The sequence below is a fragment of the Arthrobacter sp. NPDC057009 genome, assembly GCF_042673905.1.
In the GTDB taxonomy this organism is placed as follows: Bacteria; Actinomycetota; Actinomycetes; order Actinomycetales; family Micrococcaceae; genus Arthrobacter.
Genome location: NZ_JBHUSB010000001.1, coordinates 346,834 through 362,158, shown reverse-complemented (window position 1 = coordinate 362,158; position 15,325 = coordinate 346,834). Strand labels below are relative to the sequence as shown.

Here is a 15,325-nt window from a genome sequence, read left to right as displayed (position 1 = left end):
TTCCTGCTGGCCAGTGAACAGCCGATTCCAGGTCCCCGCGGGATCCGGAAACACAGAATCAGGCAGCAATGACAACTCTCATCGAGGCGCCGCCAAGCGACGCCGACGGCCTCTTGCCGACCAAGAAAAAGAAGTCCGGCGGGGGACTGGGCCAATACCTCCTGATCAGGTTCCTCCTGATCTTTCCGACGATCTTCATCCTGGTGACCATGGTGTTCTTCCTCATGAGGATCACCGGCGATCCCATCACGGCCGCGCTGGGCGGCCGGCTGCCCCCGGACCAGCTGCAGGAACGGATCCATGCGGCCGGCTATGACCGTCCGCTTCCCGTGCAGTACTTCGAATATCTGGGCCAGCTGGTCACCGGCAATTTCGGAACCACGCTGTCCGACAACCGCAAAGTCACCGAGATGCTGGTGACTTACGGCTCAGCAACGCTGGAACTGACCATCAACGCGCTGATCGTCGCGCTGCTGGTGGGCATTCCGTTCGGGATGATCGCCGCGCACCGGCGTGACCACCTCCCCGACGCCGTGCTCCGCGTCTTCGCCATCCTCTGCTACGCCACCCCCGTATTCTTTGCCGGGCTCCTGCTGAAGCTGACTTTCTCCGTCTGGCTTGGCTGGCTCCCCGTCGCCGGCAGGGCCAAAACCTCCACCGAACTGGCCCTCACAGGACTCCAGGCGCCTACCGGAATCTATTGGCTCGACGCGCTCAGAAGCGGCAACATGGCCGCCTTCGGCGACGTGATGGCCCATGCCGTCCTGCCCGCCGTCGCCCTGGGGCTGCTGACCGCCGGCATCTTCCTCCGGCTCGTGCGCACCAACGTCATCGGCACCCTGGGCCGCGACTACATCGAGGCGGGGCGCTCGCGGGGTGTCAGTGAATTCCGGCTGGTCACCAAACACGCCTACAAGCCGGCCCTGATCCCCATCATCACCGTCATGGGCCTGCAGATCGCCGTGCTGCTCGGCGGCGCCGTGCTCACCGAGACCACCTTCGAGTGGAAAGGGCTGGGCTTCCAGCTGGCCAGCTACCTGACGGCCCGTGACTTTGTGGCGGTCCAGGGCATCGTGGTGCTCCTGGCCGTGATTGTGGCCGTCACCAACTTCATCGTGGACATCGTGGCCGCGCTGATCGATCCCCGCGTGAGGTACTGACATGAGCACTGCAACTCCGGTGGAAGCCACCGTGGACCGCAGGGCCCCGCTGTTCAAGCGGCTGCCCGTGATCTCCCACTTCAATAAGAGCGTCGGACTCCAGCGGGGCATGCTCGTTGTGGGCCTCCTCCTGACCGGCACCTTCCTCCTGACGGCCATTTTCGCGCCGCTCCTGGCCCCCTACGGATACGCGCAGCTTTCCGACGCCGACGGCAGCTTCCCCACCCAGCAGCCGCCCGGCGGAAAGCACCTGCTGGGCACCACGGTGGGCGGCTACGATGTCCTGTCCCGGGTCATCTGGGGCTCCCAGACCGCCATCCTCGTGATCCTGGTGGCCGTGGTGCTGTCCATCTTCGCCGGCGTCATCCTCGGCCTGGTGAGCGGGTACCTCGGCGGCTGGCTCGACCGCGTGCTCGTTGTGGTTGCTGACGCTGTTTACGCCTTCCCGTCACTGCTGGTGGCCATCGTCATGGCCATCGTGATCAGCGGCGGCGAGTCCAGCCTTTTTGGCGGCGTGCTTGCCGCGGCGATCTCCATCACCGTGGTGTTCATTCCGCAGTACTTCAGGGTCATCAGGGCCGAGACCATCAGGCTGAAAGCGGAACCCTTCGTCGAATCGGCGAAGGTGGTGGGTGCCTCCAGCATCCGCATCATGGGCAGGCACATCTACCGGAACGCCACCCGCACCCTGCCCCTGATCTTCACCCTGAACGCGTCCGAGGCAATCCTCACCCTCGCGGGCCTGGGCTTCCTGGGATTCGGCATCGAGCCCTCGTCCGCCGCCGAATGGGGCTTCGACCTCAACAAGGCGCTGGCGGACACCACGTCAGGCATCTGGTGGACCGGCGTGTTCCCGGGCCTCGCCATCGTCTGGACAGTCCTCGGCCTCACGCTGGTGGGGGAAAGCATCAACGACCTCAATGACCCGCGCCTCCGCGGCCGGAAGCGTGCCGGCAAGAGGGGCGGACCGGCCTCAACCGCGGTGGCCGCGGCAGCCATTTCAGCAGATGGGAAAAGCTCATGACCATCAACATCGGATCCGTTTCCGACCGGCACGCCGCCGGCACCGGACCGGTGCTGGACATCGACCATCTCAAGGTCACGTTCGCCACTGATGCCGGGGACGTCCACGCCGTCAAGGATGTGAGCCTTGAGGTCAAGGCCGGGGAGGTGCTCGCCATCGTTGGCGAGTCCGGCTCCGGCAAGACGGTGACTGCCAAGACCATCCTGGGACTGCTGCCGGAAACCGCCATCAGCTCCGGCGCGGTGGTAATCAACGGCAGCAACGTCATCAGCGTCACCCCGGGCAGGCTCCGCCAGATCCGGGGACGGGACGTGGCCATGGTCTTCCAGGAGCCGTCCACGGCACTGAATCCCGTGTTCACCGTCGGCTGGCAGATCGCCGAAGGGATCCTCGCCCACGCGGGCCGGGGCGGCGGCAAGCGGGTCACCGCGAAGGAGGCCAAAGCCCGGGCCATCGAAGCCCTGCGCAAGGTAGGCATCCCGGACCCGGAAACCCGGGTCAACTACTACCCCCATCAGTTCTCCGGGGGCCAGAAGCAGCGCGTGGTCATCGCCGCCGCACTCGCCCTGAACCCCGGGCTGATCGTGGCGGACGAACCCACCACCGCCCTGGACGTCACCGTGCAGGCGGAGATCTTGGAGCTCCTGCGGGACCTGAGGGACAAATACGGGACGTCCATTGTGCTGATCACGCACAACATGGGTGTGGTGGCCGACCTCGCCGACCGCGTCGTGGTGATGTACCAGGGCGACGTCGTCGAGGAGGCCGCGGCGCAGTCCCTCTTCGCCGAGCCGCGGCAGGACTACACCCGGAAGCTGCTGGCCGCCGTGCCGCACCTTGGCCGGCATTCGGCGTCGAAAGGGATGACCGAGCGGGCGCACCAGGACGGCAGGGTGCTGGTGGAGGCGAAGGGCCTCACCATCGAATATCCCGGCAGGCTGGGCAGCCCCGCCTTCAAGGCAGTGGACGGCGTCAGCTTCACGGTGTCCGAGGGCGAGGTGTTCGGACTCGTCGGTGAATCGGGCTCGGGGAAGACGACCATCGGCCGGGCCATCGCCGGCCTGAACCGGACCACCGGCGGAAGCCTGAACGTGCTGGGCTACGAGATGCTGAACTTCAGGGAGCGGAGTTTCAAGCCGCTCCGGAAGGAGATCGGGTTCGTCTTCCAGGACCCGGCGGCGTCCTTCAACCCGCAGCTGACCATCGGTGAGTGCATCGCCGAGCCGCTGGTCATCCACACCAACCCTTCACCGGCCCAGGCGCGCAAGCGCGTTGGTGAGCTGCTGGAATCAGTCCAGTTGCCGGCGTCGTACGCTGACCGCTTTCCGCATGAGCTCAGCGGCGGGCAGCGCCAGCGGGCGTCCCTGGCACGCGCACTGATCCTGAACCCGAAGCTGCTCATCGCCGATGAGCCGACGTCGGCGCTGGATGTTTCGGTGCAGGCGAAGGTCCTGGAGCTCTTCCGGGAAATCCAGCAGGAGTTCGGTTTTGCGGCGCTCTTCATCAGCCACGACCTTGCGGTGGTGGACATGCTGTCGCACTGGGTGGGCGTGCTGTACAAGGGCCGGCTCGTTGAGCAGGGGATCGGCCATCAGGTCATGGGTGCTCCGCAGCACGACTACACGAAGCGCCTGATCGCCTCGCTGCCTGTGCCGGATCCTGCCGAACAGGCCAAGCGCCGGGCGGACCACCGCGCCCTGCTGGGCATCTAGCACTTGCGTCCCCGTCCTCCCTGAGGGCGGGGACGACTGTCTGTCCGCAGTCCTAGCCGGAGACAACCTTAATGTTGAACAGGCGGTCACCCTGCTGCAGGAAAATCCGCAGCCACAGCGGCAGCCACATCTCCATCCCGCGCGCCGCGTCGAGCCCGCCCAGATCCCGGATGTGTTCGGGCCGCCAGCCGAATTCACGCAGGAGGCCGGCCACCACGTCCTTTGCTTCGGCGTCGTCCCCGGCGATGAACACGTCGTGGTCCCCGCCCGCTAACCGGTCCGGTGCCACCATGACATCGGCGCGCATGGTGTTCAGGGCCTTCACCACCCGGGCGGTGGGAAATGCCCGCTGGATGGTCTCGGCGAGGCTGTCGGTGTTCGAGATGGCGAGCGACGGCGGGAAGCCGGCGGTATGGTCCAGCGGGTTGGCCACATCGATCAGCACCTTGCCGGCGAGGTTTTTCGTGCTGGCAGCAGCCAGCACCTCCAGCGAAACAGTGCCGGGAGTTGCGTTGATGACCACCTCGCCCTCCGCGGCGGCATCGAAGAAGGTCCCGGCCCTGGCCCGCGGCCCTGCTCCCGCTGCCCAGCCCACGGCCGCCTCGTTGGTGGCGCTCCGTGACCCCATAACGACGTCGTGCCCGGACTCCACGAGTTTCCCCGCCAGGGTCCTGCCCACCACGCCGGTACCAAGAACTGCGATCTTCACGTGCATCCTCCCTCATCGGTATCTGCGATCACTTCCATTCTCTGCCCGCATCCTTAACACGGGCAGAGACTCCGGCGGTGCCCATAGACTGGAAGCATGACCGAGCTAAACCATGATCTGCCTGACACCGACTCCTACGACCCTGCCGCCAGCTCGCTGGCCGGGCATGTGGATCCTGCGGTGATGGCGGAACTGCTGTCAATCCGGTCGAGCATCGACAACATCGATGCGACCCTGGTCTACCTCCTGGCCGAGCGGTTCAAGGCGACCCAGAAGGTGGGCTTCCTCAAGGCTGCCCACCGTCTTCCGGCGGGGGACCCCGGCCGCGAAACGGCGCAGATTGCACGCCTGCGCCGGCTCGCCGAGGATGCCCAGCTGGACCCCGCGTTCGCGGAGAAGTTCCTGAACTTCATCATCGGCGAAGTGATCCGCCACCACGAGGCGATCGCCGAGGACCACAACGCCACCGGCGGAACGGCCAGCCCGTCCGCACCCCTTACCGCCTAAGCCGTGCCGGACGCAGACCTCCAGCGGCCCGCCCAGGCAACTGCCACCGCACTGGGACCGTGGCCGGGCCAGGACCCGGTGGAAGCCACCCGCATCATCCGGGGCGAGCTCGGCAGCCCGCACCTGCCTTTTTTGGCCGAACTGCCCGACCGCGGCGTCGGCGCTGACGCCATTGGCCGCACCGCATCGCTCCTGGTGGACCTGGCAGTGGATATCCAGCCGCACGGCTGGCGGATCGTTGACCGGCCCGGGCGGGACCTGGTGCGGGCCAGGTCAGCCCTGTCCACCGACATCAACGTCCTGGCCGACATCGCCGGCGAAGAGGACACTACCGCTGACGAACTGAAGATCCAGCTGCGCGGCCCCCTGAGCCTGGCCGCCGGACTGCATCTGCACAACGGCGAGCGCGCGCTGATCGACTACGGCGCCCGCCGCGACATCGCCGCCTCCCTCGCCGCGGGCGTCGGTGCACACCTGGCCAAGGTGTCCGCCGCGGTTCCCGGGGCCAGGCTCGTGGTGCAGCTCGATGAGCCGGACATCGCCCCGGTGCTCGCCGGCACCATTCGCACCTCCAGCGGCTACCGCACGCTGCGCTCCGTCCCGGGGCAAGAGGTGACGGAGCTCTGGCGCGTGGTAATCGAGGCCCTCCGGGAGGCAGGCGCGGCGGAGGTGGCCGTGGCGGTGCCGGAAATCGAAGCGCCGTTCGACAGGATTATGACTGCCGGGGCGGATGCCATCGCCGTTCCGCTGCGGGCCCTGACCACCCGGCAATGGGAGCAGCTCGCGGGGGCGGTCGAAGCCGGCAAGCGGCTCTGGGCAGGGGCCCTGCAGTCCGACGGGCCGGGCGTGCCGAAGGCGTCCGAAGTTGTTGAGGCTGTCCGGCGTCCGTGGCAGCAGCTGGGACTGCCGCTGGCGGCGCTCGGCACGGTGCGGGTCACGCCGTCGGGCGGCCTGGAAAGGCAGTCGCCGGCCGCCGCGACGGAGGTCCTGACCCGCCTCACCCAGGTTGCCGACGGCCTCAACCAGCTGGCGCTGGGCTAGCCCGGTTCACTCAGCTTCGCCGCTCCCAGCGGTCCGGCCTGGCGTACGCCGGAAGGAACCCCGCAGAGGAAGTACCCGGTGGATAGGGTTCCAGCCGGTAGTCGAAGTGGCCCGCATAGACCAGGACAAGGCCGAGCTGCGGCTGGATCACCTTCACCTGGATCCTGTGCCGTCCTGCTTCCCCCACGGCCGGGTCCCACCACTGCTCCGCATAGGCCTTGGCGTCCAGGGCCGCCGGCAGCGGCAGCCGGAGCGGGCCCAGGAACAGCCGCGAGACTTCTGAGACCCCGCGCAGCCGGCCCTCAGCGGTCACGCCAAGGTTCAGGTCGGTGACCAGCCGGCGGTACCGGCCCACGTAGTCCACAAGGCGTGAGCGGCCGCCGGCGCCACCGGCCTCAACACTCGTGGTGTCCTGGAAGATCCTGGTCCTGGCGGGGAAGAAAATCTCCCGCCGGGCGGTCAGGCTGGAACGGCCGAAGGGATCGAGGTGTGCGTGGTTTTCGATCCGGAACGGCACGCCCTCGCCGTATTCCGGAAAGAAGGCTTGCTCTCCGGCGGTCAGCCGAAGTACGGGCCGCAGCCACCGCTGCCGGCACCCCACCACCTCGAAAACGCCTTCGCCGACGCCAAAGCTGCCGGACCCCGGGGCCAGCGAAAAGTACTCCTGCAGTTCGGGCTGCAGCCGGCGGAAGTCAGCGCCCAGGGCCTGCCGGTAGATAGGGGTATCCATCACAGCCGTCCTGCCGCCTTCAGCCGTATATAGGCATCGGCCAACGCCGGGGGCAGCTGGTGCGGTTCCGCGTCCACCACCTCGACGCCGAACTGGCGCAGCTGGGCAGTCACGGCTTCCCGCTCGAGCAGGGCGCGCTCCGCGGCTGCCGCACGGAACACCTTGGCCGCCGTCGTCCTGTCCTGGAGCATCTCCCCAAGGAGGGGGTCGCGGACCGACGCCACCACCACCACGTGCTGCTGGGCCAGGCGCGCCGCCAGCGGAATGAGCCCTTCCTCGGGTGCGCCGCTGTCCAGCGAGGTCAGCAGGACCACCAGCGAGCGGTGCGCCGACACCGCACGGACCTGCGCGGGCACCTGTGCCCAGTCCAGCTCGATGAGTTCTGCCTGCAGGGGCGCCGCGGCCTGAACAAGCTGTCCCAGCAGGTTGCCGCCCGCCGTGGTGCCCGCCCGGGCGCGCATCCTCCGGTCGAACGCGAAGAAGTCCACGCGGTCACCGCCGCGCTCGGCGAGGACACCCAGCAGCAGTGCGGCCTCGATCCCGGTGTCCAGCCGGGGTTCGTCGTTCACGCGCGCGGCGGCGGTGCGCGAGGTGTCCAGCATGATCACCACCCGCCGGTCCCGTTCCGGCCGCCAGGTGCGCACCACGACGGCGGACCGTCTCGCCGTTGCGCGCCAGTCGATGGAGCGCACGTCATCGCCCCGGACATAATCGCGCAGCGAATCGAACTCGGTTCCGGCGCCGCGGATCTGCACCGCGGCCTTGCCGTCGAGGTCCCGCAGCCGGCGCAGTTTTGACGGCAGGTGCCGCCGGGAGTTGAAAGGCGGCATTACCCGCAGTGATCCGGCGGCGTGGACCGTTTTCTGCCGGGCGGCCAGCCGGAGCGGGCCAAAGGAGCGGACGGTAATGTGGGGCGCACTGAGGTCACCCCGCCGGACCGGCCTGAGCCTGACATTCAGGCGGCGTCTTTCACCCGCCGGAACCTCTGCCTCCTGCACCGGGTTTTCCGCCCCGGCGGAGGGCTGCCACGCATCACGCACCACAGCACGGAGCCGACGCGGACCGCTGTTGCGAACCGTCAGCACGGCGTCCGCCACGCCCCCGAGCGTGACGTTGGCCGGCGCCGACCTTTCCACGGAAACCTGCTGCAGTGCCGCAGCCAGCAGCACGTCCAGCACGGCCAGCGCGCCCAGGACCAGGAGCACGCCAAGCACGGTCAGCCAGCCGGGAAAGAGGAGCACAGGAACCAGCCCCGCTGCCGCGAGGAGAACCAAACGCCCGGAAATGGCCACGGGATCAGCGGGGGACCGGCACGGAGGCGAGGATGCTGCCGAGCACGTCGTCCACCTGGACACCGTCCATCAGGGCTTCCGGACGGAGCGCCACGCGGTGCCGCAGGCACGGCTGGGCCAGTGCCTTGACGTCATCCGGGGTGACAAAGCTTCGGCCGGACAGCCACGCCCAGGCCCGGGAGGTGTTCAGCAGCGCGGTGGCGCCACGCGGCGAGACGCCAAGCTGGAAGGACGGGGCAGCACGCGTGGCCCGGACCAGGTCCACGATGTAGCCCTGCACCTCGGGCGCCACGTCGACGGCGGCCACGGCCTGCCGCGCCCGCTCCAGTTCGTCGGCGCCCGCCACCGGGCGGACGCCGGCCCCGGCGAGGTCGCGGGGATCGAAGCCGGCAGCGTGCCTGCGGACCACCTCGATTTCTGCGGCACGGTCAGGAAGGGGCATGGTCAGTTTGAGGAGGAAACGGTCCAGTTGGGCCTCGGGCAGCGGGTAGGTGCCCTCGTACTCGATGGGGTTCTGCGTGGCCGCCACGATGAAAGGCACCGGCAGCCGGCGCGATACCCCGTCCACGGACACCTGGCGTTCCTCCATGGCTTCCAGCAGCGAGGCCTGGGTCTTGGGCGGCGTCCTGTTGATTTCGTCAGCCAGGAGGATGTTGGTGAAGACAGGGCCTTCACGGAAGCTGAATTCGGAATTGGCGGCATCGTAGACGAGGGACCCCGTGACGTCGCCGGGCATCAGGTCCGGGGTGAACTGGACGCGCTTGGTGTCAAGGCTCAGGGCCGCGGACAGGGCACGGACCAGAAGGGTCTTGGCCACGCCGGGCACGCCTTCGAGCAGCACGTGTCCGCGCGACAGCAGCGCGATCAGCATGCCGGTGACGGTGGAATCCTGGCCCACAACTGCCTTTGCCACCTCATGCCGGACGTCAAGCAGTGCCTGCCGGACGGGGTCCGGGGAATGGCCTGCGCTGCGCGGGGCGGCCATGGTGCCCACCGGCGCCTCACCGTAGGTGCCCTGCTGCTGGCCGTTTGGCTGCTGGCTCATCTGGCCTGTACCTCTTTCTCTAGTCGGACAAGGTCCTGGGCCCAGCGGACAAGCTCGGCCTCTGTTCCGGGACGGTGTTGCAGGATCCGGAGCATGTCCGGGAGGGTGCTGTCCAGGTGCCGGGCGGCCGCGGCCGCCACGTCCACGGTGTCGGCCCCGGCCCCCACCCGGAGGTCGGCGGCAAGCCGCACGACGGTGCCGGCCCGCAGCGTGTCTGTTGCCCGGGCAATGTCGTGGGCCTCGTGGTACAGCCGTGCCCTGCCCTCTGCGGTTTCGGCGGACTTCACCACCACCGGCAGGGGTTCGAAGACCAGCGGGCCGAGGCGGCGTCCGCGCCACAGCACGGCGAACAGCGCCACCACAATGAGCCACGGGGCCACGAACGCCGACCATGCCGGTGCAAGCTCGGCGAGGGTCTTGGGTGCGGGGCTGGCGCCGAGGTCCCCGGGACCCGGCAGGTACCAGATGAGGTGGTCCTGACTGCCCAGGGTCCGGAGCGTGAGGGCGGCGTTGCCGTGGTCGGCCAGGAACTGGTTACTGAGCACGGCGGTGCTGCCGAGCACGACGAGTTTTCCGTTCTCTGCCGAGGCGTACAGGCCCCGTCCTGTGGCGCCGGAGCCGTAGCACACAGTGCCGCCGGTGTAGAGGAAGCCCCCGTCCGCGCTGATGTCACCGGCGGCCTCGCCGTCGGTGACGGCGCATCCGGGCTGCAGGGTCTGCTCCGAGCCGGGGACCACCCCGGCCTGGCGGATGGTGCCGCCCAGGCCGGTCAATGTGGCCAGGCGCGGCGAAACCACCACCAGCCGGTCCGTTCCGGCAAGAAGCGCGGGGAGCTTTTCGGGGGGAAGGAACCCCCGTTCGTCATAGACCAGGACCGTTGAGCCGGACCCATTGCGGCCGGCCTCCCGCGCCGCGGCCAAGGTTTCCTGGAACGACTCCGTCTGGTTAACACTGACGCCCTGTCCGGCCAGGATCTGGGCCGCCGCCCTGGCGCCCGACGGGCCGGGGTTGTGGATGGACAGCTCCTGGCTGTCGGACCGCTGCGTGGACTGCAGTATGAGGACCACCGCAAGGGCAGCGGCCATGGCGACGCCGAAGAGGATTCCCGCCCGGTGCCTGCGGACCCAGCCGGTTTTCCTGCGCCGGGCCGCCACAAAGACGTGTGTCATCTGGGCACCGCCAGTCCGCGAGGCGCAGCTTCTGCATAAGACGGCGTGAGCCGTTCCAGGGTCGAGTCCAGCTCAACCATCGCGGCATGGTCGGATGCCTGCGCGCTCCCGTGGCCGTAGCGGACGGCATCGAACATGCGGGCCGCGGCGCCCAGTTTGTGGCCGGCTGCCGGGAACGCCCGCGTGAGTTGGACGGCGGCCTCGTCGGCCGTCCGGCCGGGCTGGGGGTCCAGGACCGCCCGGTCCTCGGCGGAACTCACCACTGCGCGGAACTGTTCGACGACGGCGGCCGCCCAGTCGCCGCGCGCGGCGGCGGCACTTGCGCGCGCCCGGTAGTCCGCTGCCGTGGTGGCTGCTTCGGCGTCGAAGATCTCCTTCGATGCGCGGCGGCGGGCGTTCAGCCGCGGCCGGGCGAGGATGATGGCCACGGCCACGAGGAGGGCGATGCCCAGGCCGATGAGGGGCGCCACCGGAGGTCCGCCGGCGAGGGACTGGCCGTCGGTCACGGACTGCAGCCAGTCCAGGAACTGCCGCCAGAGCGTTTCCAGCCACCCGGGCGCCGCTTCCCGGTACTCGCGTTTGGAGAGTTCCTCCGCCGCCCAGCGGCGCGCTTCTTCCCGGTCAGGCTGCACCGGCGGTTCCAACGGGCTTTGCAGCAGCACGGCGGCATGCTGCAGGGCCGGCAGGAAGCCGACGGCGCTCATCCCGGCATCGTGGGCGGGCCGGCGCTGTAGCGGCCAGGGCCGTAGACCGGCACGCCCCGGCCCGGGATCCCGCCGTCGTCGTTTCCGGATTCCAGCAGCCGGAGCAGCGCGATGTCCAGTCCCTCGTTGCGCATCCGCAAATCCATATAAAGCAATGCCATGACCGACGTCTGGAAGGCGAACGCCACCGCGCCAACGGCGGCGGAGACCACCGCCATGACAACAACACCCACCACCTGCAGGGCTGTTGACTGGCTCGCCAGGTCCTGGGGGCTGGCGACTGCGGTGAGCAGCGCCGCGAGCAGGGTGACGGGGATGAGGACGATCTGGCTAATGATGCCTATGAGAAGCGACACCGCGAGGACGATGCCGAGGACGCGCCACCAGTTGCCGCGCGTAACGGCCCAGGAACGCCGGATACCATCCAGCGCCCCGACGTCCTCGACGACGATCGCGGCCGGCGCAACCGTCAGCTTCACCGAAACCCAGATCAAGGCGGCAACAAAGGCCAGGAACAGCGGTAGCACAATCACCAGCGATCCCGTCCCCATGGAATTGGCCAGCCCCACGGTGGCCAGGACAATGAGGGCAATGCCCAGCAGCACGGCTGCCACACCCAGCCCGGCCAGCCGGACCAGGGCCCAGGCGCGTCCGCGTGCCAGCAGCCACATCTGCCGGAACCCCGTGCGCCTGTTGAGGATGGACCTGGCCACAGGCACCACCATGGCCCCCTGCATCACCAGGGCGATGAACAGGGACACCACGCCCACAACCAGGAAGCCGCCCACCAGGGCCCCGAAGATGGAGGTCATTTCGGAGGGGCCGAGGTTCCCCATCCAGGCCTCCGCCGACGCATCGGAGGCCGGGGCCACAAGCGGGAGGACGCTGGCAATCACAGCGCCCAGTGCCTGTGCCAGGAGGCCTGCTCCGAGCATCGCCTTGGGATTCCGGCGGACGGTCTGGAACGCGCCGTCCATGATCTCGCCGAACATCAGCGGCCGCAGAGGCACCACTCCGGGCTTCGGCGGGGCCATGTAGGCGGGATAGGGGGCTGCGGGATTCGGACCTGCGATATTGGGTCCGCTGCTCCATTGCTGCGGAGGACCGTAGGGCTGGTGGGCGCTGGGCTGGTACGGTCCAGGCTGATAGGGGCCAGGCTGCGGGCTGCCCCATTGCGGGGATATGCCCCAGGGTTGCTGCGGCTGCTGGTGCGGCGGCGCCCACGGCGGGTGCGGCTGGCCGGCAGGCTGTTCGGGCGGCCGGTTTCCGGACGGCGGGTGCTGCGGATCCTGCTCTGACAACCTGTTCCTCCCCAAGGTGCGCACCGGCCAACGGCCGGGCACCTCCAGACTATAGTTCCGCCGTCGGGCATCCTAGCTTCCGGGTCTGGCCGGGCGGGAGAAGCCGCCGGTTGCCGTTCCCGCCGGTCCGGCACACGCCCCGCCGAAAACTCCATCAATAAGACAAAGCAACATCAATAAGGGAATATATAACTATGAAGGCACGCATTCTGGTGGTTGATGATGACGAGGCGCTCGCAGAGATGATCGGCATCGTCCTGCGCAATGACGGGTTCGAGCCCGTCTTTTGCGCGGACGGTGGACAGGCTCTGGACGTCTTTCGGTCGTCAAAGCCGGATCTCGTGCTCCTCGACCTGATGCTGCCGGGAACGGACGGCATCGAGGTGTGCCGGCAGATCCGTTCGGAGTCGGATGTTCCGATCGTCATGCTGACGGCCAAATCGGACACCTCCGATGTGGTCAGGGGACTGGAATCAGGTGCCGATGACTATGTGCCCAAGCCCTTCAAGCCGGCCGAGCTCGTTGCCCGTGTGCGCGCGCGCCTGCGCCCCGGCGACCAGAAGGCGCCCGAGACGCTGCGCATCGCGGACGTGACCATCGACGTCGCCGGCCACCTGGTGAGCCGCGGCGACGAGCGCATTTCGCTCACCCCCCTGGAGTTCGATCTCCTGGTTGCCCTGGCGCGCAAGCCCTGGCAGGTTTTCACCCGCGAACTGCTCCTGGAGCAGGTGTGGGGTTACCGCCACGCGGCTGACACCCGGCTGGTCAATGTCCATGTCCAGCGACTGCGGTCCAAGATTGAACGTGATCCGGAAGCCCCGGAAGTTGTATTGACGGTTCGTGGTGTCGGCTACAAAGCAGGATCCTGAACCCCAGGGCCAGAATCCCCCTGAGACTCCCGCGGGATCCGGCGCCGAATCCCGCGCAGCCGCTCCCGCGGCGGAGCATGCCCGGGACGGTTCGCGCAAACCCGGTCACCGCCCAGGCCCGGAGCACACCGACGCCTTCGGCGCCGGGCTCGCGAGGCTGCCGTCGCAGGCCCGGATCTGGCGGCGCCGGGCACTGATCGTCGTGCTGCGGGTCGGCCGGCTGGTGCGCACCGGCGTCGACCGCATCTTCCCCGGCATCCGCTACCTGCTGCATTCCCTCCAGCGCCGATGGCGGCGGTCACTGCAGTTCCGCACAGTCCTGACCACTCTGCTGCTGTCCATCAGTTCATTCGCGATCGTGGGCGCCTACCTGTCCAACCAGATCGCCAACAACCTGTTCCAGGAGCGGCTGACGCAGGCTGAGTCCGAGACCCGCTACAACGTCAAGCAGGTGCAGGACACGTTCGACGGCGCCCAGGTCACCGACCAGTCCAGCGTGATCACCCTCGTCTACGACACCCTCAATGCGGTGGAAGGCAGGGGCTCCGTGATCCAGCGCCGCTACGTGTTTGAGGCGATGCCGGAGCAGACCAAGCCCCGCAACCGGTGGGTGGAATCGCGGGCCTCCGACCAGCTGACCATCAGCGTCATCCCGCCGGACCTCCGCAAGGCAGTCCAGGATTCCGGCAAGGAACAGTTTTGGGCGTCCACGGAATTCCCCGTGGGGACCGAAGACCGGCCGGGGATCGCCGTGGGCAACAAGGTGACCTTTAACGGCACGGTCTACGAGCTCTACCTGATCTACGACCTCAATACGGCACAGAAGACCCTTAATGAAATCCAGAATGTGCTCTGGGCCGGCGGCGCCGCGCTGATCCTCATGATCGGGGCGATCGCCTGGTACGTCACGCGCAACGTGGTGAGTCCTGTCAGCCATGCCGCGGTGGTGTCGGAGAAGCTGGCGGCAGGCCAGCTGCAGGAACGCATGGTGGTCAAGGGGGAGGACGAGGTGGCCCGCCTCGGGGCGTCGTTCAACCACATGGCCGCCAGCCTGCAGGAGCAGATTACGCAGCTGGCCACGCTGTCGCAGATGCAGCAGCGGTTCGTCTCGGATGTTTCCCATGAGCTCCGCACCCCGCTTACCACCGTCCGGATGGCCGCCGAGGTGCTATACGACGCCCGCGACGACTTTGACCCCATCAACAAGAGGTCGGCCGAACTGCTCTACAACCAGGTGGAGAGGTTCCAGTCACTGCTGGCGGACCTGCTGGAGATTTCCCGGTTCGACGCCGGCGTAGCCATGCTCGACGCCGAGGCGACCGACATCGTCCAGCTCATCTCGCACGTGATGGAAGGCGCGGCCCCGGTCGCCGAAGAATACGGCTCGAAGATGGTGCTGAATGCGCCGCCGGAAGGCAGCGTCGTGGTGGAAATGGACTCGCGGCGCATCGACCGGATCCTGCGGAACCTGATCCTGAACGCCCTCGAACACGGCGAAGGCCGGCCCGTCAATATCTCCGTCGTCTCCAATGCCGACGCCGTCGCCGTCACTGTCAGGGACCACGGAATCGGCATGAGCCCCGCCGAAGCGGCGCGGGTCTTCGACCGCTTCTGGCGCGCCGATCCTGCCCGGGCACGTACCACCGGCGGCAGCGGGCTGGGCCTGTCCATTGCGACCGAAGACACCAAGCTGCACAACGGCTGGCTGCAGGCCTGGGGAAACACCGGGGTCGGCTCCAACTTCCGGCTTACGCTTCCGCTCAAACAGGGCGGCACCATCACCAAGTCACCGCTGCCCCTTGAGCCGACGGACGTGGGGCTGGGTGCCCCCGGCGACCACAGCGTCCTCGTCCTCGGGCCGGGCGCCACCGCTATGCCGGCGGTCCCTGAACCGGCGGTCCCTGAACCGGCAAGCCCTGAACCCGCCGGCCCTCAACCCGCCAGCCCTGAACCGGCCAGCCCTGTGCCGGGCAGCCCTGCACTCGGCAAGGAAGCCGAGCGTGCTGCCGGCGCCGGTCCGGGCAAACCGGAGCCGGCGCGAACAGGGGAGCGCTCGTGAGCC

The 15,325-nt window shown here is 68.3% G+C and carries 14 protein-coding genes; 7 read left to right on the top strand and 7 right to left on the bottom strand.

Translation table 11 applies throughout. The features are described 5' to 3' along the window. Nucleotides 1-68 precede the first annotated feature (68 nt). The 3 genes from ACFTR6_RS01675 to ACFTR6_RS01665 are packed head-to-tail and all read left to right on the top strand — an operon-like array spanning nucleotide 69 to nucleotide 3,896. Nucleotides 69-1,160, top strand: a complete 1,092-nt coding sequence (locus ACFTR6_RS01675; protein WP_076801694.1) for an ABC transporter permease — start codon at nucleotides 69-71, stop codon at nucleotides 1,158-1,160. Between the two features lies 1 nt (nucleotide 1,161). After that, a complete protein-coding gene (locus tag ACFTR6_RS01670; RefSeq protein WP_377956650.1) occupies nucleotides 1,162-2,184 on the top strand; it encodes an ABC transporter permease in 1,023 nt (340 codons plus the stop codon). Next, nucleotides 2,181-3,896 carry an ABC transporter ATP-binding protein gene (locus ACFTR6_RS01665; RefSeq protein ID WP_377956649.1) on the top strand — a complete coding sequence of 572 codons (1,716 nt, stop codon included), beginning with the start codon at nucleotides 2,181-2,183 and terminating at the stop codon, nucleotides 3,894-3,896. Before ACFTR6_RS01670 ends, ACFTR6_RS01665 begins: the two co-directional genes overlap by 4 nt. A 52-nt stretch (nucleotides 3,897-3,948) precedes the next feature. Here ACFTR6_RS01665 and ACFTR6_RS01660 read toward each other — a convergent pair whose 3' ends face one another. Beyond that, nucleotides 3,949-4,605, bottom strand: a complete 657-nt coding sequence (locus ACFTR6_RS01660; RefSeq protein WP_076803801.1) for an NADPH-dependent F420 reductase — start codon at nucleotides 4,603-4,605, stop codon at nucleotides 3,949-3,951. Nucleotides 4,606-4,701: 96 nt separating this feature from the next. Between ACFTR6_RS01660 and ACFTR6_RS01655 the strand changes: the two genes are divergently transcribed. Together ACFTR6_RS01655 and ACFTR6_RS01650 are read left to right on the top strand one after the other, a co-directional pair. Then, nucleotides 4,702-5,112 carry a chorismate mutase gene (locus tag ACFTR6_RS01655; protein ID WP_076801702.1) on the top strand — a complete coding sequence of 137 codons (411 nt, stop codon included), beginning with the start codon at nucleotides 4,702-4,704 and terminating at the stop codon, nucleotides 5,110-5,112. Nucleotides 5,113-5,115: 3 nt separating this feature from the next. Further along, complete coding sequence (locus ACFTR6_RS01650) at nucleotides 5,116-6,153, top strand: hypothetical protein (RefSeq protein WP_377956648.1); 1,038 nt, start codon at nucleotides 5,116-5,118, stop codon at nucleotides 6,151-6,153. Nucleotides 6,154-6,163: 10 nt separating this feature from the next. On the opposite strand, the gene ACFTR6_RS01645 is transcribed toward ACFTR6_RS01650, so the two are convergent. From ACFTR6_RS01645 to ACFTR6_RS01620, 6 genes are read right to left on the bottom strand one after another with little or no spacing between them, the layout of a single operon-like run. Beyond that, nucleotides 6,164-6,883: a DUF4166 domain-containing protein gene (locus tag ACFTR6_RS01645; RefSeq protein WP_377956647.1), complete on the bottom strand. Its 720-nt coding sequence runs from the start codon at nucleotides 6,881-6,883 to the stop codon at nucleotides 6,164-6,166. Then, entirely contained in the window at nucleotides 6,883-8,175 is a 1,293-nt protein-coding gene (locus ACFTR6_RS01640; protein WP_377956646.1) for a DUF58 domain-containing protein, read from the bottom strand. Before ACFTR6_RS01640 ends, ACFTR6_RS01645 begins: the two co-directional genes overlap by 1 nt. 4 nt (nucleotides 8,176-8,179) lie before the next feature. Further along, nucleotides 8,180-9,160 (bottom strand): AAA family ATPase, encoded by a 981-nt coding sequence (locus ACFTR6_RS01635; protein WP_377956843.1) that lies wholly within the window; start codon nucleotides 9,158-9,160, stop codon nucleotides 8,180-8,182. 56 nt (nucleotides 9,161-9,216) lie between these two features. Beyond that, nucleotides 9,217-10,389 (bottom strand): DUF4350 domain-containing protein, encoded by a 1,173-nt coding sequence (locus ACFTR6_RS01630; RefSeq protein WP_377956645.1) that lies wholly within the window; start codon nucleotides 10,387-10,389, stop codon nucleotides 9,217-9,219. Further along, entirely contained in the window at nucleotides 10,386-11,093 is a 708-nt protein-coding gene (locus tag ACFTR6_RS01625) for a DUF4129 domain-containing protein (RefSeq protein WP_377956644.1), read from the bottom strand. Before ACFTR6_RS01625 ends, ACFTR6_RS01630 begins: the two co-directional genes overlap by 4 nt. Beyond that, a complete protein-coding gene (locus tag ACFTR6_RS01620) occupies nucleotides 11,090-12,127 on the bottom strand; it encodes a hypothetical protein (protein WP_377956643.1) in 1,038 nt (345 codons plus the stop codon). Before ACFTR6_RS01620 ends, ACFTR6_RS01625 begins: the two co-directional genes overlap by 4 nt. Nucleotides 12,128-12,588: 461 nt before the next feature. Here ACFTR6_RS01620 and mtrA point away from each other — a divergent pair, with 461 nt between their 5' ends. Both mtrA and mtrB read left to right on the top strand, forming a co-directional pair. Next, entirely contained in the window at nucleotides 12,589-13,263 is a 675-nt protein-coding gene (gene mtrA / locus ACFTR6_RS01615; protein WP_076801713.1) for an MtrAB system response regulator MtrA, read from the top strand. Nucleotides 13,264-13,420: 157 nt separating this feature from the next. After that, the gene (gene mtrB / locus ACFTR6_RS01610; protein WP_377956842.1) at nucleotides 13,421-15,322 is read left to right on the top strand and encodes an MtrAB system histidine kinase MtrB; all 1,902 of its coding nucleotides are present in this window, start codon (nucleotides 13,421-13,423) and stop codon (nucleotides 15,320-15,322) included. Nucleotides 15,323-15,325: the final 3 nt, after the last annotated feature.